The organism is Formosa sp. Hel1_33_131 (genome assembly GCF_001735745.1).
Lineage (GTDB): Bacteria > Bacteroidota > Bacteroidia > Flavobacteriales > Flavobacteriaceae > Hel1-33-131.
Window position 1 is genome coordinate 2417721 of record NZ_CP017260.1, and the last position, 22870, is coordinate 2440590.

22 protein-coding genes are annotated in these 22870 nt (G+C 38.0%); 4 read left to right on the top strand and 18 right to left on the bottom strand.

Translation table 11 applies throughout. The annotated features are described in order from the left end of the window. Nucleotides 1-14: 14 nt before the first annotated feature. The 3 genes from FORMB_RS11170 to FORMB_RS11180 are packed head-to-tail and all read right to left on the bottom strand — an operon-like array spanning nt 15 to nt 2707. Nucleotides 15-749 (bottom strand): head GIN domain-containing protein, encoded by a 735-nt coding sequence (locus tag FORMB_RS11170; protein ID WP_069677535.1) that lies wholly within the window; start codon nt 747-749, stop codon nt 15-17. A gap of 18 nt (nt 750-767) precedes the next feature. Continuing rightward, complete coding sequence (locus tag FORMB_RS11175; RefSeq protein ID WP_069677536.1) at nt 768-2369, bottom strand: PspC domain-containing protein; 1602 nt, start codon at nt 2367-2369, stop codon at nt 768-770. Beyond that, nucleotides 2366-2707: a PadR family transcriptional regulator gene (locus tag FORMB_RS11180; protein ID WP_069677537.1), complete on the bottom strand. Its 342-nt coding sequence runs from the start codon at nt 2705-2707 to the stop codon at nt 2366-2368. Before FORMB_RS11180 ends, FORMB_RS11175 begins: the two co-directional genes overlap by 4 nt. Nucleotides 2708-2838: 131 nt before the next feature. On the opposite strand from FORMB_RS11180, the gene FORMB_RS11185 reads away from it, so the two are divergent. Both FORMB_RS11185 and FORMB_RS11190 read left to right on the top strand, forming a co-directional pair. Continuing rightward, nucleotides 2839-3297: a DUF4442 domain-containing protein gene (locus tag FORMB_RS11185; protein WP_069677538.1), complete on the top strand. Its 459-nt coding sequence runs from the start codon at nt 2839-2841 to the stop codon at nt 3295-3297. A gap of 121 nt (nt 3298-3418) precedes the next feature. Continuing rightward, on the top strand, nt 3419-3613 hold the full coding sequence (locus FORMB_RS11190) for a hypothetical protein (RefSeq protein WP_069677539.1): 195 nt from the start codon (nt 3419-3421) through the stop codon (nt 3611-3613). A gap of 46 nt (nt 3614-3659) precedes the next feature. Here the strand turns inward: FORMB_RS11190 and FORMB_RS11195 are convergent, their stop codons facing one another. The 3 genes from FORMB_RS11195 to FORMB_RS11205 form a co-directional block, all read right to left on the bottom strand. After that, on the bottom strand, nt 3660-4598 hold the full coding sequence (locus FORMB_RS11195) for a LysR substrate-binding domain-containing protein (protein ID WP_069677540.1): 939 nt from the start codon (nt 4596-4598) through the stop codon (nt 3660-3662). A gap of 650 nt (nt 4599-5248) precedes the next feature. Further along, nucleotides 5249-7387: a M3 family metallopeptidase gene (locus tag FORMB_RS11200; RefSeq protein ID WP_069677541.1), complete on the bottom strand. Its 2139-nt coding sequence runs from the start codon at nt 7385-7387 to the stop codon at nt 5249-5251. A gap of 75 nt (nt 7388-7462) precedes the next feature. Beyond that, nucleotides 7463-8152 carry a peptidylprolyl isomerase gene (locus tag FORMB_RS11205; protein ID WP_069677542.1) on the bottom strand — a complete coding sequence of 230 codons (690 nt, stop codon included), beginning with the start codon at nt 8150-8152 and terminating at the stop codon, nt 7463-7465. Between the two features lie 30 nt (nt 8153-8182). Here FORMB_RS11205 and FORMB_RS11210 point away from each other — a divergent pair, with 30 nt between their 5' ends. Together FORMB_RS11210 and FORMB_RS11215 are read left to right on the top strand one after the other, a co-directional pair. Continuing rightward, the gene (locus FORMB_RS11210; protein ID WP_069677543.1) at nt 8183-8830 is read left to right on the top strand and encodes an NUDIX hydrolase; all 648 of its coding nucleotides are present in this window, start codon (nt 8183-8185) and stop codon (nt 8828-8830) included. A 35-nt stretch (nt 8831-8865) separates the two neighbouring features. Continuing rightward, nucleotides 8866-9663: a lysophospholipid acyltransferase family protein gene (locus FORMB_RS11215; RefSeq protein ID WP_069677544.1), complete on the top strand. Its 798-nt coding sequence runs from the start codon at nt 8866-8868 to the stop codon at nt 9661-9663. Nucleotides 9664-9667: 4 nt separating this feature from the next. On the opposite strand, the gene FORMB_RS11220 is transcribed toward FORMB_RS11215, so the two are convergent. The 12 genes from FORMB_RS11220 to FORMB_RS11275 all read right to left on the bottom strand — a co-directional run bounded on the left by FORMB_RS11220 (nt 9668) and on the right by FORMB_RS11275 (nt 22772). Next, nucleotides 9668-10318, bottom strand: a complete 651-nt coding sequence (locus FORMB_RS11220; protein ID WP_069677545.1) for a hypothetical protein — start codon at nt 10316-10318, stop codon at nt 9668-9670. A 2-nt stretch (nt 10319-10320) separates the two neighbouring features. Continuing rightward, on the bottom strand, nt 10321-10815 hold the full coding sequence (locus FORMB_RS11225; RefSeq protein WP_069677546.1) for an RNA polymerase sigma factor: 495 nt from the start codon (nt 10813-10815) through the stop codon (nt 10321-10323). Nucleotides 10816-10879: 64 nt separating this feature from the next. Further along, entirely contained in the window at nt 10880-11764 is an 885-nt protein-coding gene (locus tag FORMB_RS11230; RefSeq protein ID WP_083243956.1) for a DUF1684 domain-containing protein, read from the bottom strand. Nucleotides 11765-11769: 5 nt separating this feature from the next. Further along, the gene (locus FORMB_RS11235) at nt 11770-12033 is read right to left on the bottom strand and encodes a DUF1456 family protein (RefSeq protein WP_069677548.1); all 264 of its coding nucleotides are present in this window, start codon (nt 12031-12033) and stop codon (nt 11770-11772) included. 25 nt (nt 12034-12058) lie between these two features. Beyond that, nucleotides 12059-13216 carry an LETM1-related biofilm-associated protein gene (locus tag FORMB_RS11240; protein ID WP_069677549.1) on the bottom strand — a complete coding sequence of 386 codons (1158 nt, stop codon included), beginning with the start codon at nt 13214-13216 and terminating at the stop codon, nt 12059-12061. A gap of 75 nt (nt 13217-13291) precedes the next feature. Further along, complete coding sequence (locus FORMB_RS11245) at nt 13292-13876, bottom strand: superoxide dismutase family protein (RefSeq protein WP_083243991.1); 585 nt, start codon at nt 13874-13876, stop codon at nt 13292-13294. Between the two features lie 66 nt (nt 13877-13942). Then, complete coding sequence (locus tag FORMB_RS11250; RefSeq protein ID WP_069677551.1) at nt 13943-17152, bottom strand: WD40/YVTN/BNR-like repeat-containing protein; 3210 nt, start codon at nt 17150-17152, stop codon at nt 13943-13945. A 12-nt stretch (nt 17153-17164) separates the two neighbouring features. After that, nucleotides 17165-18811, bottom strand: a complete 1647-nt coding sequence (locus FORMB_RS11255; RefSeq protein ID WP_069677552.1) for a M1 family metallopeptidase — start codon at nt 18809-18811, stop codon at nt 17165-17167. A 113-nt stretch (nt 18812-18924) separates the two neighbouring features. Beyond that, a complete protein-coding gene (locus FORMB_RS11260) occupies nt 18925-20733 on the bottom strand; it encodes an acyl-CoA dehydrogenase family protein (RefSeq protein ID WP_069677553.1) in 1809 nt (602 codons plus the stop codon). Nucleotides 20734-20776: 43 nt separating this feature from the next. Continuing rightward, entirely contained in the window at nt 20777-21139 is a 363-nt protein-coding gene (locus tag FORMB_RS11265) for a four helix bundle protein (RefSeq protein WP_069677554.1), read from the bottom strand. Between the two features lie 63 nt (nt 21140-21202). Continuing rightward, nucleotides 21203-22399: an acetyl-CoA C-acyltransferase gene (locus tag FORMB_RS11270; RefSeq protein WP_069677555.1), complete on the bottom strand. Its 1197-nt coding sequence runs from the start codon at nt 22397-22399 to the stop codon at nt 21203-21205. Between the two features lie 19 nt (nt 22400-22418). Next, nucleotides 22419-22772, bottom strand: coding sequence for a four helix bundle protein (locus FORMB_RS11275; RefSeq protein ID WP_069677556.1), 354 nt, complete (start codon nt 22770-22772; stop codon nt 22419-22421). Between the last annotated feature and the right edge of the window lie 98 nt (nt 22773-22870).

Below are 22870 nucleotides of genomic sequence, written 5' to 3' on the forward strand. Positions count from 1 at the left end.
ACTAAAAGACTCCTTTAATTATTAGTATCGATGTCGCCTCCAGAAGATGATTTAACATCATTTTTTACAGCAGTTTCGTGATTTTTAATGTGCGCACCGCTAGAGGCATTCGCATTAAATTCTTCCAAGCATTTTACAGATAAATTGGACCCGCTGGATGCTTTTGTTTCACAAAATTCAGCCGTTAATTTTGAAGCATCTATTTGACTTCCGCTTGAAGAATTTCCAACAAACCCTTTGGTGTTTCCTTCTAAGATTAAATCACTGCCACTTGAACTGCTGCTATTTATATGCTTGGTTTCAACGGAGAGTTTCATTTCACTTCCGCTAGAAGTGCTCAAGTCAAGACTCGGAACTTTTAGTGTATTGGTGCTAAAAACGGCACTTCCACTCGAAGCTTTGATTTGTTGGATAGTCATAAAATTGACCACTACTTTTTTGGAGGTAACATGATGGGTGCTTTTATCCATGTAAATTTTAAGCGTTTCATTTTCAATGTGAGTGATGATTAATTCTTGAATATTTTCATCTGCTTGAACTGAAATACTAGGGCTGTCACTTTGTGTTAAAAAGAGATCGATACCTGCACTGACTTCGATACTGTTAAAGGATTCATTACTGTTTCGTTGTTCGGTGACTACAACGCCGTTGCCACGCACCCCTTTATTAAATGGATAGGAGTTAAATTGGCAAGCGTTTAAGGCAAGGCTTACAATAGTGATGCTGATAAATTTGATAAGGGTGATCATGATAGTTTAGGTTTTAAGTTAGTTGTTTTTATTTAGGTTTGGACAATCCAAGCATCGCATGGATTTATGTTCTATTTTTAGATAATGATCTTCATTTCCATTGTCTAAAATGTCATTATGTATTGAATAGTTACGGTGGTAAGAATAGGTGTTTTCATCTGGAAACAACACGCTGCCAATGGGCAGTTGTATAATGACTTCAATGTTTTGTCCTCTATATTTTTGTTCTATATCTGTAAGGAAAAATCCATCTAAGTACAAGGTGTTGTTTTTGAATTCATATTGATAATCCAACGCCATCGCTCGATCTTTAGCGATCAAATAATCGACTCCAGACGCTTTCTTTTCGACTGAAATACTCCCAATAGAATCTTTTGTGGACTGTACGATGAGCCTTATATCCGAACCATAAATTCGTTTTGTATCCTGTTCGTCATAGATAATCTCTAAGTTACTATTGCGATGTAAAAATTTCGAGTATAAGGGATTGCCTTTCATTTCTAGATACAACGTATCCATTTTTGTAATGGGCAACTCTACTTGCTCCGTGACACTCGCATCCAATCTATAATCGGCAGCTTGTTTAACACTAAATATGGTGAGTGTAATCAAGACAATGAGCCAAACTCCTAAGAGTGAAAATTTAGTATACTTGTTGAATAAAGGAATCCGTTTGGACACCATGCGCAAGCCTAAGAGCAATATAAAGACCATTGGAATTCCAGCAATTAACAGTGCTAAAATAGAAACCAACCATATTGGCAAGCCTGACGAGTTGACGAGCTCTGCAAAATCCATCCCTGGAAAATGGATGGCATCTGCGATACCAACCGTTAGTAAGCCTATAAAAAATCCAATTAGTATCACGATACTGAAAACGATAAAGAACATTCCAATCGCTTTGAAAATTAATTTAAAGAAGAGCAAAATGAGATCCCCAATCGTTTCAAAAAAAGAGCGCGATGTTGACTGGATATTTTTACCCAAATCATTTAATCTTCCTGAGTTGACGCTGTCTTTAACACGCCCAAGGCTCTCCTTAACATTACCAAACTCTTCTTTTACTTTTTTTTCAATATTGGTAATGTTGATGGGCTTTCCCATCATGGATAGTTTTTCGGCTGTTGTATTCGCAGCAGGAATTAAAATCCATAAAATAATATATAATAAAGGTCCCATTCCGGCACCAAAAATTAAGATCACCCAAATCAGTCTTATGATGAGTGGGTCAATTCCAAAATAATACCCAAAACCAGACGATACGCCTCCTATGTATGAGTTATCTCGATCTCTAAACAAACGTCGTTTTTGACTGTCTGATTTTTCATTTTTAGGGGCTTCTTCAAAAATTTCTTCGTCTATTTTATAATCTTCAGGTTGTCCCATAATGATTACAATCTCATCCACTTCTTTATTAGAAATGACTTGTTGACTTGTTTTTATGCGCTCTGAAAACAGTTCAGCAACACGCCCTTCGATATCTGAAATAATTTCAGATGCACCTTGGGTGTTTTGTAACGAGGCTTTGATGGCTTCAAAATAATTTTGAAGTTTTTGATAGGCATCTTCATCTATATTAAATAAGATCCCGGCTAGATTTATACTTACAGTTTTGTTCATTTTTTTGTGGTTTTTGGGAGGGTTACTAAAGTGACTGCGTTGTGGAGTTCGCTCCACGTGGTCGTTAATTCAACTAAAAACAATTCCCCAGTTTCAGTGAGTGTGTAATACTTTCTGGGAGGTCCGGTTGTGGATTCTTCCCAACGGTAATTGAGGAGTCCAGAATTTTTAAGCCGTGTGAGAAGGGGATAAATAGTACCTTCAACCACCAGCAGTTTTGCTTCTTTTAAGGTTTTTAGAATTTCGGCGACGTAGGCATCTTTATTTTTTAAGACGGACAATATGCAGAATTCTAAAACACCTTTTCGCATTTGCGCTTTTGTGTTTTCTATTTTCATTACTATTAATTTTCAACAAACCTAATACATAAAAAGGTATTATGCATAACATAGTATTATATTTTAACTTAACTTTAACAAATCAAGGTCTTTAAAAATTACTTATCTTAGCTAACAATCTAATCGCACAAATGGACTTCACACCAAGAAAACTCAATTTATTTTTACTGTTCAAATTACCATCTGCTTATCTGACAGGCGTAAGGGCAAAATCGATTGATGCACAAACATGTGTGATCGTTGTGAAGCACCGTTGGATCAATCAGAATCCTTTTAAATCCATGTTTTGGGCCGTACAAGGGATGGCAGCAGAACTAGCAACAGGGGCTTTGATTATGATGAAAGTGGAAGCTTCTCATAAAAACATTTCCATGTTGGTCATTAAAAACAATGCCCGTTTCACCAAAAAAGCAAAAGGGGTTATTACGTTTACTTGCGACCAAGGTAACCTAGTAGACAAAGCCTTGCAAAAAGCAATAGAAACAGGCGAGGGGCAAACGGTGATTTTAACCGCCAATGGAATTGATTTGGCAGGCGATGAGGTCGCTTCTTTTGACTTCGAGTGGTCTCTGAAACTGAAACAAAAATAAATCAAAAGATACTGTTAAAGTTTGATGAGGGGTTCATTTTTTCATTACATTTATAAAATAATCATTAAATATTCGCCTATTCAATAACATTACTTTTTATTAATTTTAATCCATTCTAAAAATGTCAAGAGCAATGTTTGAGTACACCAAAACGGTACTGAATAAGGTGAGTTTCGATACCAACCTTTTTTGTAAAGAAGTTCAAAAGGCACTTCAACGTTTATTACCATACGAAATAGAAGAATTAAAATTATTCATTCAAAACTTGATTACATTCAATCCTGATTTGAAACAATGTATGGTTTATTTGAATTAGTCTTTGTATAAAATTAAACTGTAAAGTGGCCGAGAGGCCACTTTTTTTATTTTGGAACGGGACTTATAATTTGCACATTTTGAAAGGCAATCGCCCCCCGAATGATTCCAGAAATGATGTTGTGGAGTGCATCCGTTATTTGAATTTTCAATTCACTTTTATGATAGATCAAACTGACTTCCCTTGCAGGTGAAGGCTCACTAAAATAATGTAGATTCTCTTGTTCTTTTTCTTTTAAGTCTAAGGTGTGCAAATAGGGGAGCAGTGTCATTCCCATCCCTTCGTTGGTTAATTTTACCAACATTTCAAAACTTCCGCTTTCCAACTGAAACTCGTCATGGTCTTTGGTTTTTTTGGCGTTACATAAATTAAGCACCCCATCTCTAAAACAATGCCCGTCTTCTAACAACAACATGTCATTAATGTCCAAGTCCGAAACCTCTAATGTTTTTTTGGAGGTCAAACGGTGGTTGTTGGGAATGTAGCCTACAAAGGGTTCGTAAAACAAAACACGTTCTTTGATGTGTTCGTTTTTCAAAGGCGTTGCGGCGATGGCAGCATCTAAATGCCCGTCCCTGATCCGTTGGATGATTTCCTCGGTATTCAGTTCCTCGATTTTAAGCTTTATTTTTGGATAGCGTTTGATAAACGTTTTTAGAAACATTGGCAACAATGTTGGCATGACGGTTGGGATGATTCCTAATTTGAACTCTCCACCAATAAATCCTTTTTGTTGGTCCACAATATCCGTGATGCGTTCGGCTTCATTGACAATGTTTTTTGATTGGTTGACAATTTTGCGTCCCACCTCAGTCAATTCAATTGGCTTTTTACTGCGGTCAAAAATCTGAACCGCCAACTGGTCTTCCAGTTTTTGAATTTGCATGCTCAGTGTGGGTTGTGTGACAAAACACTTTTCCGCTGCTTTGGTGAAGTTTTGATGTTCAGCAACTGCTAAGACATATTTGAGTTGTGTGATGGTCATAATGGTTCTTATTGAGATTGCAAAGCTATCAATAAAAACTATGAACTCAGTTTGTTTTGATAGTTTTTTACTGTTTTGAGTTAAAAAAATAGGCTGTCATTCTGAACCTGACGGTAGTCAGGTTTATTTCAGAACAACTGCTACTGCAAAGTCTGCCGACTTTGAGTTCTCTATTTTTATAATACGCTCTTTCATTATTCTTCATTTTTTTTTACTTTTTAATGTAATCTTGCCTTTTTTATGTTGCGCTAAGTCGGGAAATCGAAGATTCGACGAAGTCAAACTTTGTGCAGCATGGGGATTCGACGAAGTCAAACTTTGCGCAGCAGGGGTACACATTGATTTTATGAAATATACAGCTTAAAATTAGTTGAAATTTTATTTGTTTAAGCCAAAGAATACGGAGCGGGCTTTACAATGCATTCTTTCTTTTTATGTTGCGCTAAGTCAGGAGACTTTGCGCAGCAGGGGTTTCACACTATTTAAATAAAAAAAGAGGGAGTCTGAAAAGCTTTGCTTTGTCAATCTGAACTCGTTTCAGATTCTAAAACAAATTGAATATCTGTGAATTGAGATTCTGAAACGAGTTCAGAATGACAGATTTTCTACTTTTTAGACTCCCTCTTTATCAAATACTATATGTGATTCTTTTAGTTTACAGGAAAGCCACGGTCGCGCATCAAGGCCTCTTTTTCAGCATCACGGCCTCTAAACAATCTGTAAGCTTCTGCAGGATCCATAGAGTTTCTAGGTTCAAATAAATACTTCACCAAACGTTGGGCGACCTCTTTGTCATAAAACCCGCCTGGGGCTTCTTGAAACGCTTCTGCAGCATCGGCAGTCAGTACATCTGCCCACATATAGCCATAGTAAGCAGTGGCATAACCTTCCCCAGAAAATACATGTCCAAAATGAGGCGTGCGGTGACGCATTGGAAGTTCTGTCGGCATTTTGAGGTCTGCTAAGGTTTGTCTTTCAAACGCATCAATATCAATGTTTTCAGGGTCTGCAAGGTGAAGTTTCATGTCCATCAATGCAGAAGCTAAATATTCAGTCGTTCCAAACCCTTGGTTAAACGTCGCTGCTTTTTTGATTTTTGCCACCAATTCTTGTGGAATCACAGCACCCGTTTTATAATGCACTAAAAACTGATTGATCACTTCGTCCGTGGACAACCAACGTTCTAACAATTGAGATTGAAACTCTGTATAATCTCTGACACCGCCGTTTAAAGTGGGGTATTTTACATTGGATGAAAAGAAGTGCAAAGCATGTCCAAACTCATGAAAAAAGGTGGTCGCATCGTCCCAGGAGACTAACAAGGCTTCACCTTCTGCAGGTTTCACAAAGTTGGAGTTGTTAGAAGCCAACACTGTTTTTTTACCATCAAAGGTGGTATGACTTCGGTAGGTGGTTGCCCACGCTCCAGAACGTTTCCCTTGACGTGCATAGGGGTCTAGATACCAAAGTCCAATATGGGCTCCAGAATCTTTGTCCGTCACTTCCCAAACCTTTACATCCTCTTGGAAAACAGGGACACTGCCTTCTGGCACTGGCGTAAACTCATAATTAAACAAACGTCCTGCGACGTAAAACATCGCATCTCTCAATTTGTCGAGTTGAAGGTATTGCTTCACTTCATCACTGTTTAAATCGTATTTTGCCACCCGTACTTTTTCGGCATAGAAACGGTAATCCCAAGGTTCAATCGTAATTTTCACGCCACTCGCATTTGCCACCGCTTGCATGTCCGCCACTTCTTCATGAACACGCGCGATGGATGCTGGCCAAACGGCTTCCATCAAAGCCAACGCATTTTCGGGCGTTTTTGCCATGCGATCTTGTAAACGCCATTCGGCATAATTTTTATGTCCTAATAATTCTACACGTTCTCGACGTAATTTCAGAATTTGTGCGATGATGCTATTGTTATCGTATTCATCTCCATTGTCACCACGTGCATAATAATTGGTCCACACTTGTTTTCTTAAATCTCTGTTTGTAGAATAGGTGAGGAATGGATCCATTGACGAACGCGAATTTGTAATCGCATAACTGCCTTCTTTTCCTTTTTCAGTGGCGATGGCGGCGGCAGATTTAATAAATCCTTCTGAAAGTCCATCCAACTGATCGTCATTTAAAAAGGTCACATAATTTTCTTCATCGTGAAGTACATTGTCTGAGAAGGTGTTATAGAGGGATGATAATTCCTTGTCGATCGCTGCATAACGGGCTTTCTTTTCTGCACCTAATTCTGCACCACGCATGGCAAAACCGTTATACGTAAGTTCAACAACACGTTGTTGGTCGGCATCCAAAGGCGTCACTAAAGACGCATCATAGACCGTTTTAATGCGTTCAAAAAGCGCTTTATTCTGATTGATTTTAGAAGAAAACTCAGACAGTTTTGGCGCGAGTACGCCTTGTATTTCTCTGAATTCAGGAGACGACATATTGGCACTCATAATTCCATAATAGGAAAACACACGGTCCAATTCTGCTCCTGAGCGTTCCATCGCTGCGATGGTGTTTTCAAAGGTGGCTGGCTCTGTTGAATTTGCAATGGCTTCGATCTCTGCAAGATTGAGTTCCATGCCTGTTTCTACGGCTTCTTGAATGTCATTCACAGTCATTTTATCAAAGGCTGGAACGCCGCCGTAGGGGCCATTCCACTCTTGTAATAATACATTTTCAGCTTGTGTTTTCATGTCTTTTTTACAACTTATAATCAGGGTTAGAAGACTCAAACAAAAAACTTTGAGGTAAGATTTTGGTACAGTAATTTTCATGGTTTATGATTTTGAATGTTAAAATAGATTTTCACAATTTACTCAAAATATATTATACCCCTTGTAGATTTAAAATTAATTTAAAATTTCAATTTTTTGGATGAATACATTTTGAAGTGGCCAATCGGAGGCATCGGTGGGAACGGCAGCAATTTTATCCACCACCTCCATACCGCGAATCACTTTTCCGAAAATAGTATAATCACCATCTAAATGATGGGCTCCGCCTTGCTGCTGCACAATGAAAAACTCAAAAGGGGAGGCCTTTTTGTAGGGGTTTTCTATGTTTTTGCTCGGCATACTGAGTATGCCACGGTCGTGTTTAAACCCTTTGTTGTGATCATTAGGAAGTAAGTATTTCCCAATCTTCCGTCGTTTTAGGGACGTTTCTCGGTCATCGCTATTGCCCCCTTGAATGACAAAATTTTGAATGACTCTGTAAAATTGAGTCCCGTCGAAATACTGTTTTCTTATAAGGTAAATAAAATTGGAGCGGTGGAACTTAGTCGCCTCAAACAATTGGACATCAATGGTTCCAAAATCGGTGGTGATTCTTATTGTGTCTTCTTTATGCTTTTGGTCGTAGTCCAAGAAAAACTCCATGACATTCGCATCGCTTAGAAGAAAGTTTGGTTTTTTTTCTTCAGCAGTCGGTTCTTTTGTGATGGAAGTAGAGTCGTTTTTTTGGGGCTTGATTGTTTTTGTTTTCTTACCTTCACAACTCAACAAAACACAACTTAAAAAGAAAAGTAAAACTAGTCGCATGGATCGTATTAATTTATTGAACTGTAATATATGAGATTTAAGGCATTTGAAAAAGCGATTTCAGAAATAAATAAACTTAGTTTACCTGGCATAGAGACGCAGTTAAAAATGGCTCCTTCATTTCGAAAGCAATTAATGGAACGTTATAAAGAAGAACAGAAATCCGCAAAATTGGCGGCTGTTTTGGCGTTATTTTACCCGAGTAAAGAAGGGGAGACGCTCTTGGTTTTAATATTACGTAAATCCTATAAAGGGGTACATTCTGCGCAAGTGGGATTCCCAGGAGGAAAACCAGAACCCGAGGATGATGGGATGGAAGCCACCGCTTTGCGAGAGACTTGGGAAGAGATTGGTGTTTCTTCTGAAAAAATTAAAGTCCTCCGCGAATTGACCTCTATTTATATACCGCCCAGTAATTTTTTGGTATCTCTTTTTTTAGGGATTGCACATGCGCCACTGACGTTCACACTTCAACCTTCCGAAGTAGATGCAGTTCTGGAAGTGTCTTTGACAGACTTTATGGATGACAAGTCTGAGGTAGTCTCTGAAATATTAGCTGCGGATGGTACTGCCTACGAGGTACCGGCTTTTAAACTCAACGGACGTATTGTTTGGGGAGCGACCGCCATGATGTTGATAGAAATTAAATCAATGTTAAATCAAATTTTAAAAAAATAGCTTACGTTTGCAGAATAACTTTTTTTAAAATTTTAATGGGTCTTTTCAAGAAAAATATATTCGGTCAATTTTTATTCTTTAAAAAATGGATCATTCGAATTGCAGGGGTATTAAGTCACCGACGTTACAGAGGATTTAACGAACTTCAGATAGAAGGCTCCGAAATTTTACGAAATTTACCCCAAAATAATGTCTTGTTTATTTCTAACCATCAAACGTATTTTGCGGATGTGATGGCGATGTTTCATGTGTTTAACGCAGCCCTCAGCGGACGCGATGACAATATTAAAAACGTAGGCTACTTGTGGAATCCGAAATTGAATGTCTATTTTGTAGCGGCGAAAGAAACCATGAAATCTGGATTTCTCCCAAAAATGTTTGCTCTTGCGGGGTCTATCAGTATTGAAAGAACGTGGCGTGCTTCTGGCGAAAACGTGAACCGACAGGTTAAAATGAGCGATATTTCTAATATTAATAAAGCTCTAACCGATGGCTGGGTGATTACATTTCCTCAGGGAACCACCACTCCTTTTAAGCCCATTCGTAAAGGAACGGCACATATTATCAAGCATTACCAACCCATTGTTGTGCCAATTGTAATTGATGGTTTTCGACGGTCGTTTGATAAAAAAGGCATCCGTGTGAAGAAGAAAAATATTCTTCAGTCGATGGAAATTAAAGCCCCTTTAGAGATTGATTATGAAAAGGAATCGATTGAACAAATCGTAGAAAAAATTGAGTATGCGATTGAACAACATTCCTCATTCATGAAAGTGATTTCTCAAGAAGAATTGTTGGAAAAAGAATCGCTGAACAAAAAACGTAAATGGTAAATGATTACTCTGTTATCAATTCTTTTAAATCTTTGTAATTCGATTTTAAACGCTTCAATAAAATCCCATAAATCAAATAGTAGAATCCTAATAAAAACACAGTAATAAGGGCCATTGCAACGAGACTCAATCCAACGACTATCAGATAAAATACAGTAACATTTCCTTCACCTTCTGAATCGATTCTAGAGAGTGTGGTTAGAACTTCCGGGTTGTTTGTCAACTCAATATACACACCAATAACAATACAAATACACATGAAAACAAGATTAAAAATCACATAGTGTTTTACAGTTTTGCGTGTTTTTAAAATGCGTTCCATCAACATTTTTGTATTCTCTGTCGCTGAAATACTTTTGTAGTTTTTATAGAAAACATAGAAGAAATAAATCAACACACCATATCCTAGGATCATAAGAGGATAGAGGATGTATTCGACATTATAACTCTGCATTTTCTCTAAATCTTCACTGCTATTAAAGGCGAATGAGAGGAGAGTCCAAAACGCAAATTCTAGCAGACTGATGATGAAAATCCATTTTACAATCGATGAAGAACGCTTATAAATTAATTTATAAAGCTCCTCTTTGTTTAACTCGGGATAGTTTTTAGAAGACGTCTCCCAATCTTTTTTTAATAGCTCTAATTCATCCATACCTAAGAATTTAACTGGGTTTTTAGTTTTGTTTTAATTCGGTTCATTCGCACGCGAGCATTGACTTCACTAATCCCTAGTGTTTCACTAATTTCTTTATAATTTTTGTTTTCTAAATACAAGAAAACAATTCCTTTTTCGATGTCGTTTAACTTATGCACGGCAGCATAAATTAGTTTCAATTGTTCATCCTTGGTGTCATCATACTCCTCATAAGAAAGCTTATAGGCGACAGGTTCAATACTCTGACTTTCGACCCGTCGCAAGGATTTTCGGTAGAGAGTGATGGAGGTGTTTAGACCCACTCGGTACATCCAAGTGCTAAATTTTGAGTCCCCTCTAAACTTCGGATACGCCTTCCATAACTGAATGGTTATCTCTTGAAACAAATCCTTATGCGCATCAGAATCATTGGTATAAAGACTGCAAATTTTGTGCACGATGTTCTGGTGCTTTTGCAAAAGTTCTACAAAATTATGTTCTGATGATAATTTCAAATGTATTGGTTCGTTGAAGTGTTAGTATCTAAATGTAATAAATTGTTACTCAAATTATAAAAAATTAAAGAGCTTCTTCTAGAAGTTCTCCGGCTTTAACGCTAAAAGCGAGTTGATTTTGTCGTGGTGGGAATAAACATGTTGTAAATTCCGAATAGGCGCAGGGAGGATTAAAAAGATAATTAAAATCCAAAGTAACGGTTCCATCTGTTTCTGGAAGGTCAATATACATATAGCGTCCGCCTCCATAGGTGGTTTCTCCGGAAGTTAAATCTCCAACCATCACAAATCCTTCACTTCCGATATCTAAGCTGTAAGGTTCGCCCTCATACATAAAACGCAGTTGTCCAATAAAATCGGTGACGTCTGGGATCCCTAGTTTTGATTCTACAGATTCTAAACGTGCCGTTTCAAAATAGTTAAAGTTGGCTTCAAAAATATAGTCACTATTAATATCATAATTTTTAAATCCTTTGAAGGCTTGAATGCCAGGATTTTTCAAATCCCAAACTCTCAGATATAATGCGCCTGATCGGGTAATCACTTGCCATTTTAGCTGCTTGTGAAAAAGCTGAACTGAATTTCCATTGGCATCAATTTCTAGTGGTAAAGTTTCTATTTCTTCATCTTGGGCATTGGTAATTTTGATGTTTTTAGCGGCATTAAACGTCAGTGCTTCTTCTGATAAATCGATGCTTCCAATGGTTTCTGCTAAATTTTCAATAGGTAAAACAAATTCATTTGAAACTGCTTTCCCAAATGTATTGCTGGTAGAATCTAGCTTAAATAAACCTGTCAACTCTAAATATTTGACTCGGTTTTCGGCACGAATTTCACGGTTTTGGTTCAAAGCATCCATATACGCAGCATCCATAAGGTTCTGTTTAGTTCCCTCTTTGCAATTGAAAAAGAGTGTTATAAAACAGCCGATTATAAAATAGGATTTCATCTGAATTATTTTTTAGTGTCAGGTGTGGACTTCGAAGCCTTAGGTGGCATAGGTCCTCTTAAGTGAATGATGAGTCCGTCTAAGAAATTCCTTAAAAACTGATCTCCACACTCCATATATTTGGGGTGGGTCTCGTTTCTAAAAATCGCATTTAGTTCACTTTTTGTGATTTTAAAATCTTTTAGACTGCAAATTTTTACAATATCGTCATCTCTTAATTTATGAGCGACTCTAAGTTTTTTGAATATATCGTTGTTGTTTAATCCCATGCCCCAAAGGTAGTATTTTTATGAGTTAATCTTTTATTCTGTTGTCATCAAAAGCAGAGGGTAATAATTTAGGGATAAATTTCACAAATAGCGGCAATAATAAAGCACCACCAGGTAATAAGAAAATGGCTAAACTTGGAATCGATTTTAAGAGGTCCAACAACTGTTCTTGCATTTGTTTTTGTTCGGCATCATTCAGCTCTCTTTGGGTCGATTGCGATAACAACTTCACCAATTCCTTGCTTTCTTTTAATTCTTTAAACAGGCGTTTGCTATTTCTTGAAATCAACTTACGCACCATCAAACTGGTATGGTCATAAAAACTTTGCACACTGTTTTTGGAGTTTAAAAGTGCTATTTTGTTTTTATGCGTTTTATAAAATATTTCTACCGAAGTTATAGATTGATCAATTAGAGTCTTTGAAATTCCAAGATCAGATCCTAATATATTTAAAAATTCTTGTTCTGCTGCTTCAAGTTTGAGATCACTCCAAGTGGACATGCACGCCAAATCTAAATAATATAAAGATTCTAATTCTGAGGGAGCAGCATCTATAACCGTTTTATAGTTATGGGAAGCGTTTTCTGTGAATCGAAATGAAGACTCTAAAAGTTTAATCAAACTGTCATCATAAGATGTTTTCAGCGATTTAGAATTTAAAGCCGTTAACACCAACGTTCTAATGGAATTTTCAAACTGATTTAAATAAAGGATGGCGTTTTTTTCTCCTTTTAAATATTCTTGGTACGCCATCACATCCATAAATAGGAGGGCATTCGTCACAAAAAAACTAAAATTTTTAGTCAGAATATTATTGTCAATATGAATGCGTTTATGAAGAATAGATTCTAGATTGTTCCCTAGAATGGTACGTATAAAGGTTGATTTATATAAGGTGATTTCTTTATAAAACTTTAATAAACTTTTTTCAAAGGGTTCAGTCGATTTCGTATTAGAATGGACTGCGTACAAGGCAATCACTAAATTGATTTTACAACGCTCTTCCTTAGTATAATCTGGATTGTCAGCGATATGGCTAAGTGTGGCCATATTACTCCCATATAAAAACCCCACATTTCTAAGTTTTGGATACAACTGCTCCAAAGACTCAAATTCATGTTCTGAATGTGCTTTGAGTAGCTTTAAAAGTTTCGTAATCCAACCGCTTCCTGATGGGTTCATTCTGCAACGTATTTGATGTAAAATTAAAAAAGCTACTCATTACAAGTAGCTTTGTATCGTTTTTTTTAAATTAAATTATTCGATAATTCCTCCACAACTCACACGGCTGCCAGCAGCTCCTGAGGGTTGAGATGTAAAATCGTCCATACCTTGGTGCACAATAACGCCTTTGCCTAGGATATCTTTTGTGTCATCTCCACAGCCAATACACCATTCATCTGTACTAAACTCAACGGTTGTATCATCCGCTGCGTTTTTAACCATAAAATTCCCAATATCTCCTTTGTGGTAGCCCGTTTCAGCACCCCATTTTCCATGTGGTTGCGCCGTTGGATTCCAATGCCCTCCAGCCGATTTCCCATCTGTAGATGTACAATCACCTGTTTTATGAATATGTATCGCATGAGATCCTTCGGAAAGTCCTTTGATGACCGCAGTCATCTGAACCATGCCGTTGGTTTCTACAAATTTAGCCGTTCCAGTCACTGTACTGTTACTTTTTGGGCTGAGAGCGATTGTTAAAGAGCGCATCTTTTGAACGGGTTCTTGTTTTTGCTCGGTATTAAGCATGTCTTTGTCAGACGTATTTGTTTTTTTGACTTCTTGTTTACAGGATAATACACTGAAAATAAGAAGTAAAGCTAGAATCGAATTTTTCATTTTTTTCATTTTAAATTTAGTTCCTCGAAAGTTAGTTAAAAAATCGCAACCGCATAAGAATGGAGTTTAATTTTTTAGTTTAAATGTTTCTATCGTCTTAAATGGAGACAGATCCTTGGCTTCCATTTCAGTTTGAAATGTGAGCCATTCAGCTTCAAAAAAGCTGTTCGTGGTTTTTAAGGCACTATCAATAGCTGTTTTTGCTTGTTTCACAAGGCTGTGTTCCGTATCTGTGATTCCATGCTGACGTGTGCTGATATAATACGAAGCCGTCCCAATGCGCTCTGTCACAGAAACCACAGGGTCACTTGTAATCCCTTGACGTTTATCGTCTTTCCCAAAATAGAGGGCCAAAATAGTATCTAATTTTTTGGTGATTTCTTTGCAATTTTTTAGAGCCTCTTTATTTATTTTTTTGTCTTTTTTGTTCAGTTTATCTGAAAACTCAGAAACGATGTTTTTACTTTCTACCAGTTGTTTGACGGCATTGCCCGTCATTTCTTGCTGATGTTCTAAAGCTTTCATCGTATTATATACATCTTGAGTTGCTTCTACATCGTAGGGAATTCGAGGGTCGCTCTGAACTTCAATAACAGTTTCCGAAATTTGATCGCCATAACTGACCACCGCACGGTAGGAGCTAGGGAGAACTTGGACTCCAGAAGGTTCTCGTTTTGATTTACTTATTATTTTAGATGGCCATTCGACGCCTTTTTCGTCCATGTTCCATTTCCAAGTATGCATTCCACTTTCTTTAGGAGCTTTCTGTTTGAGGGTTCTAATAAGCCGTTCCCCATCAAATAGTTGAAGCTGTAAAGAATCCCATTTGACTTTTGTCGTCATTTCTTCTTCCTCTTCATTCTCATCATCATTTTCTTCCTCATCCGCTTTTGAATCTTTTTCTTGCACGGTTAAATAATATGAAAACTGTGCGCCACTGTCTCGGTTTTCACCATTAAACAAGGCATCCCCGCCAAATCGACTTCCCGTGGGTTGTTGATACGCCGCTTGGTAGGCGGTAGGTGGATCAAACAAATGCACTGTTTTTTGAAGTACATTTTGATCTTTCGCGATGGCTCTCAACGGGCGAATGTCGTCCAATACCCAAGCCGCTCGTCCAAAAGTTCCAATGACTAAGTCATGCTCACGGGGGTGAATTATTAAATCTTTTACCGAAACGGTTGGGAATCCTTCGGTCCATTTGGTCCATTTGGTGCCGTGGTCGATAGAAATATAAAGACCATCATCAGTTCCTAAAAACAATAGATTCGGTTCTTCCTCATCTTCTACAATGGATAATGCATAACTGGTTACATCTGTAGCATCGACAATGCGTTCCCAATTTTTTCCATAGTTTGTAGTGCGATAGACATAGGGCGTATAATTAAAGCGTCTGTAATCATTGGCAACTAAAAGTGCTTCGCCCTTATTTGTTTTAGATGCTTTGATTTGTGGAACCCAGCTCCCTTTTGGCAAGCCTTTAATGTTTTTAGTGACCTCAGTCCATTGGGTGCCTCCATCTTGTGTATAGTGCACACGACCATCATCGGTACTTACCCAAAGCATGTTTGCTTCCACTTCTGAAGGCTCGATGACTAAGATGGTACAATGATTTTCAGCACCTGTCGCATCCATGGTCAATCCGCCGCTTTCGTGTTGTTTTAATTTATCGGGATCATTGGTGGTTAAATCGGGAGAAATAATTTGCCATGTCTCACCCTTATCGGTTGATTTATGCACAAACTGACTTCCAAAGTATAAAGTATTATTTGAGTTGGGATCTATATTAATCGCTGCATTCCAATTGAACCGAAGGGTGACATCTGCATCTGGGTGTGTGGGTCGTACAATGTAATTATTCCCTGTTTTCCAGTCGTAACGACTTACATAGCCTTCTTGACTCATGGTCCATCCAAATTGAGAATCGTCCTTATCGGGGATCACGTCAAATCCATCCCCAAAACTTATTTCTTGCCAATACGAATTTCTGATGCCCTGCGCACGCCATACATAGGCGGGACCTCTCCAAGAACCGTTGTCTTGCATGCCTCCATACACATTGTAAGGAAATTCATTATCTATATTGATATGGTAAAATTGTGCGACGGGTAAATTTCCGATAAAACGCCAGCTGTCGCCACCATCTTTGGTGATGTTCATACCGCCATCGTTTCCATCTATCATAAAATCACCATTTGTGGGATGTATCCACCACGCATGATGATCGGGGTGAATGCCATTATCTACGCCGTAAGCTGGCATGAGTTGTTTGAAACTTTTTCCGCCATCTTCACTTACATTGACGTAGGTGAAAATTGAAAACAACCGATTTTCATTTTGAGAATCGACATAAATATCTGCATAATAAAAAGGGCGATTTCCGATTTCGTCCATGTTATCACTGACCATTTTCCAGTTGACACCACCATCGGTACTTTTGTATAAAGCATTCTTTTTGGCCTCGATCAGCGCATAAATAACATCGGGTTTGCTAGGAGCAATTGCGATGCCAATGCGTCCTAAATTCCCTTCGGGCAATCCATCTTCAGAACTTATTTTTTTCCATGTGTCGCCACCATCGTAAGTGCTGTACAGTCCAGAGCCTTCGCCACCAGAATTAAAAAACCAAGGATCGCGTTTGTGTTCCCACATGGCTGCGATTAATTTATTAGGGTTTTGAGGGTCCATCACCAAATCCGCTGCACCACTTTTTTGATTTGTATATAATATTTTATTCCATGTTTTTCCGCCATCGGTGGTTTTATACACCCCTCGTTCTGGGTGCTCTCCCCAAGGCGATCCAATGGCTGCTGCATACACCGTATTCGGATTTGTAGGGTCAATAATAACACGATGAATATGTCGGGTTTTTTCTAAGCCCATCAACATCCAATTTTTACCACCATCTAAGGATTTATAGATGCCATAACCGCCGTTCAAACTGTTACGGGGATTGCCTTCGCCAGTTCCTACCCAAATGACACTTGGATTGGATTGTTGAACGGCAACAGCGCCAATAGAAGCAGTCGCTTCGTCTTCAAAAATGGGTGCCCATTTAATACCTCCCGAAGTGGATTTCCACAAGCCACCAGAAGCGGTACCTGCATACATGATATCAGGATTGGAATGCACCACATCAATAGAAGTGACCCGTCCCGACATGCCGCCAGGCCCTATGTTTCGAGGGGTTTTGTTTTTAAGAAGTTCCATGGAAAATTCTTGTGCGAACCCATTAAAACTGAACATTAATAGTAAGATTGATAGTATAGTTCTCATTAGAAAATGTTTTTAGTTTAGTTGTTTGTGATCGATATAAAAGTTTCTATCGATGTTGATTTTTGTAGAATTGATTTCCATTTTTTTCCAATCGGCAGTAGGGTAGAGCCATTGTTTTTCTTCATTGATTTCTACTTCAATAGGCATTTGAAACCCATCTACAATATTGATCCAGCGATAGCTCAATTCATTATCTTTTATAGAATACTCTAAAGTCGGAACTCGAACATCCCGAAGGTATTGATTGAAAAAGGCGGTTAAATTTAAACCTGAAAATTCACTCATATAGGTTTCAATCTCTTGAGTGGTGACGGTTTGATGGTAGAATGTTTCGTTCAATCCTCTTAACAATTGTCGCCATTTTTCATCATCATTTACGAGTTGGCGTAGTGTGTGGAGCAGATTGGAGCCTTTGTAATACATATCAGATGAGCCTTCAGAATTCACATCATAGGTCCCAATGATCGGTTTGTCATTTCGAATGTTCGCTCGGGTTCCAATCACATAGTCTGCAGAAGCTTCTGTTCCGTAATGATAATCTAAAAACAGATTTTCTGAATAGGCCGTAAACCCTTCGTGAACCCACATGTCCGCTGCATCTTTATACGTAATGTTATTTGCAAACCACTCATGCCCCGATTCGTGGATGATAATAAAATCAAATTTCAATCCCCAACCGGTTCCTGATAAATCCCTTCCCAAATAACCTTGTTTGAATTCATTTCCATAGGTGACAGAACTTTGGTGTTCCATTCCTAAATACGGCACTTCCACTAATTTGAAACTGTCTTCATAAAAAGGGTAGGGTCCAAACCAATGTTCAAAGGCTTTCATCATTTTTGGAGCATCTTTGAATTGTTTTTTAGCTTTTTCTAGATGGTCTCTTAAAACATAATAGTCCATGTCTAGAGGGCCTTTTTCGCCTTCATAAATTTCAGAGAAATGTACATAATCCCCAATATTGATGTTCACACCATAGTTGTTAATGGGGTTTGTTACGACCCAATTGTAGGTGGTGGTATTGTCGTCGTGTTCTTCAATTGATTCTAGCCGTCCATTAGAAACGTCCATCAAGTGTTTTGGAACATTCACACTAATTTTCATGCTGTCCACTTCATCGTACATATGGTCTTTATTAGGCCACCATACACTGGCGCCTAAGCCTTGACAGGAAGAGGCTATAAAATCATTACCGTTAGAATCTTTTTTCCATGAGATGCCACCATCCCAAGGCGCTCGGACGGCTACCCTTGGTTTACCTTCGTAAAAGACCTCAATTTCTTCCTGAGATCCAATGGCAGTCTGTGGTTTTTTTAAGGAGATAAAATGAGCGTTGCCTTCCGTTACGACCACTAATTCTTCTCCATCTTGAACTGCTTTCGTCAGTTTCATAGGCGGCTGTAAATCAATTTGAAGTGTTTGATAGGGTTCAAGAATTGTGTACTGAATGGTATTTTTCCCTTCGATGGATTTCGTTTCAGGATGGACTGAAATATCTAAATGGTAATAATTCAAATCCCACCATACACGTTCTGGAGTAATGCTACCCCTTAGAGAGTCTTGACGTGTAAAGGTCTCTGAGTCTGATTTTAAACTTTGTCCATTAATCAACATGCTTAAAAGCAAAATTGGGATTAAAAATAGAGATTTGGTTTTCATATTTTTTTTCTAAAGTTAAACAATTTTTAAACTTAGCACTCTAAGACTGTACATTTTGAATAAAAAAAAACGCCTCAAATCACTTTGAGACGTTTCTTCACTAGTTAAATTGGTTAAAAACAATAGCCATTTTCTTCTTTGACTTTTTCTGCAATTTCAATACGTAAATCTACAATATCCGGATAGTTCGCATATTTTGTAAAACGCTTCAGTCCCATTAACATCATGCGTTGTTCGTCGCCTTCAGCAAAAGAGATAATACTTTCTTTTCCTTTTTCTTCAACGGTATCTACGGCATGGTATAAATATAATTTAGCCATCGCTATTTGTGCCGATTGCTCTTTTTGACTTGTGCGCTTCACATTTTTCTCCGTTCGTAAAATTGAAGATTCTGCCATGTAGATTTCAATTAAGATATCAGCAGCAGCAATTAACAATTGTTGATGCTCTTCAAGTTGAGGTCCATATTTTTGAACCGCACCCCCAGCAACCATCAAGAACGTCTTTTTCAATTTCTTAATCATTTCTTTTTCTTCTGAAAATAATTCAGAGTAATCGGGTGTTTCAAAAGAGGGAATGCCCATGAGTTCTTCTTGAACTTTCGATGCAGGGCCTAATAAATCAAGATGTCCTTTCATTGCTTTTTTAACGAGCATACCCACAGACAACATTCTGTTAATTTCGTTGGTACCTTCATAAATACGTGTAATTCTAGCATCTCTCCAAGCAGATTCCATAGGGGTTTCTTCAGAGAAGCCCATACCACCAAAAATCTGAATTCCTTCATCGGCACAATTTTGTACATCTTCAGAAACCGCCACTTTTAAGATGGAACATTCAATCGCATATTCTTCAACGCCTTTTAGTTCGGCTTCTTGATGGGTATTTCCAGCCGCTTCACGTATTGCGATTCGGTCTTCAATATCTTTTGCAGCTCTATAAGTTGCAGACTCACAAGCATAGGCATTCGATGCCATTTCAGCTAGTTTTACTTTAATGGCTCCAAAGTCTGCAATAGGGGTGTCGAATTGTTTACGTTCCTTAGCATAATTTACAGCGATGGATAAGATACGTCTTTGCGAGTCCAAACAAGCCGCAGCCAGTTTGATACGACCTACGTTCAGTGCATTCATTGCGATTTTAAAACCTTCACCACGTCCCGCTAACATGTTTTCAACAGGTACCACACAATCGTTAAAAAAGACTTGACGTGTAGAAGACGCACGAATTCCTAATTTGTGTTCTTCTTCACCCAAAACGATACCGTTTGGTTTGTCACCATCATATTCAACAATGAAACCCGTAATATTTTTATCTCCTTCAATACGTGCAAATACAATCATCACACTACAGAAGCCTGCATTTGAGATCCACATTTTTTGACCATTGATTTTATAGGATTTTCCATCAGCAGATAATTCAGCCGTTGTTTTTCCTGAATTGGCATCTGATCCCGCGCCCGGTTCTGTAAGGCAATAGGCTCCAAACCATTCTCCAGAAGCTAATTTTGGTACGTATTTTTGTTTTTGTTCATCAGTACCATATAAGGTAATTGGCATGGTTCCAATTCCTGTATGTGCACCAAAAGCAGTACTAAAAGACCCAGTTCCACTAGAGATGTAATCACAAGTCAGGCAAGTCGAGACAAAACCCATTCCCATTCCGCCATAGGCTTCAGGAACAGCAACGCTTAAAAAGCCCATATCCCCAGCTTTTCGCATCACCTCTTCTGTTAACGCAAAATCTTTAGCTTCAAAGCGTGCCTTATGAGGAATGATCTCTCGGTCGTTGAATTCCATCACCGCTTCCTTCATCATTGTTTGCTCTTCCGTAAAATCTTCAGGTGTGAATACGTCTTCACATTTTGTTTCTTTCACTAAGAATTGACCTCCTCTGAGTAGTTGTTTGTCGTTTGTTTCCATGTTCTTTTATAGATTAAAGAAGATAGAAAATAGAGAATAGACCCTAATTGAGACTATTTTGAAACCCCATTGTCATTCTTTGGAATTCTTCTATTTTTTCTTCTATTTTTTTTAAAGTTTCGTTATTTATATAATTTCTATGTTTTGCTTCTAATAATTGTGTTCCTAACTCGAACGATGATCCTAAAGAGATATCTAAAAAATGACTAAAAGATTTATCTGTTCTTGAAGACCCTTCTGCAATATTGCTAGGCATTGAAACAGAACATCTACTTATTTGTGTACTTAAACCATATCGTTCGTGCTTTGGGAAGTCCAATAAAATATCCGAAATATCATTAGTAATTTCCAAGCCGAGATTCCAAATTTTCAAATTTTTGTAGTTATGTCTTTGTTTAGCACACATTAGTCTTAATTTCTTTCCTCTTTCCTCTTTCCTCTTTCCTCTTTTTTCTCTACTCTCTTGTTTCTAATTAAGGAATTCAAAAATCCCACACGCACCTTGTCCTGTTCCCACACACATGGTGACGGCTCCATACTTTCCATTCATTTTTTGCTTTCGCATTTCATCAAACAATTGAACCGATAGTTTTGCACCTGTACAACCTAAGGGGTGTCCTAATGAAATTGCGCCTCCATTTGGATTGATGATATCAGGGTTGAGGTTTAATTCTCGGATCACTGCTAACGATTGAGAAGCAAAGGCTTCATTGAGTTCAATCAAAGACAAATCGTCTTGTTTTAATCCGGCTTGTTTCAATGCTTTTGGGATGGCTTTTACGGGACCAATCCCCATGATTCTTGGCTCGACACCTGCGGCTGCATAGTTGACCAATCGTGCAATCGGCTCTAAGTTTAATTCTTTTACCATGTCTTCACTCATGACCATGACAAAGGCGGCACCATCACTCATTTGTGATGAATTTCCTGCGGTTACGCTTCCACCCGCAGCAAAGACAGCTCTTAGTTTTGCTAATGCTTCATTACTCGTTCCGGCTCTTGGACCTTCATCTTTAGTGACTGTATAGGATTTTGTTGCTTTCTTTCCATTGGCATCAATATATGTTTGTTCTACATCAATCGGTACAATTTGATCTTGAAAACGATTTTCCGCTTGTGCGCGTAAGGCTTTCATGTGAGAGTTATAAGCAAACGCATCTTGATCTTCACGAGAAATTTTAAACTGATTGGCAACTGCTTCAGCCGTATTTCCCATGCCCCAATAATAATCTTCGTGACCTGCTTTTACGATGTCGTAATTGAGTTCGGGTTTATAACCCGTCATTGGAACGCTGCTCATACTTTCAGCACCGCCCGCAATGATGCAATCAGCCATTCCAGCTTGAATTTTTGCAGTTGCCATCCCAATCGTTTCGATTCCAGAGGAACAAAAACGGTTGACGGTGACCCCAGGAACATCTACAATATCCAATCCCATTAAAGAGATGAGTCGTGCCATATTTAATCCTTGTGACCCTTCGGGCATCGCGTTACCAACAATCACATCGTCGATACGCTTTGGATCTAAATCAGGCAATTCTTTCATCATGTATTTGATGGTTTCAGCTGCTAATTCATCGGTTCTTTTAAAACGGAATACACCTTTTGGTGCTTTCCCTACGGCGGTTCTGTAGGCTTTTACAATGTAAGCTTGTTTGCTATTCATGGTATTAAGATTTTTAGTATTAAGTATTAAGACTTCTTTGAAGTGAGAAATTCATTTTTGTGACTTCAAGAACTTCATTTATAATGGGTCTTACATTTTCTTCTTTTATTAAGTTTAACCTTGATGATAAATATAATTGTGTTAATAATTCATAAGAAGAACCATTTGCAATTCCTAAGAACTGCTTAAATTCTCCATTTGTATTCCTTCCTGCCTCTTCTGAAATATTAGAAGGAATAGAAACCGCACTTCTTCGAAGTTGAGAGGTCAAACCATATCTTTCCTCTTTGGGGAAATTTTCTGATGCTTTGTAACATTTTTCAGTGATGTCCATTGCTTTTTGCCATATTTTTAAATCTTCAAATTTGTGCATGGGGATAAGTGTTAGTTAGTATTAAGTAGTTAGTATTAAGTATTAAGTAGTTAGTATTAAGATTAAAAAAATTTCATTTAAATTATATTTTATTAGTT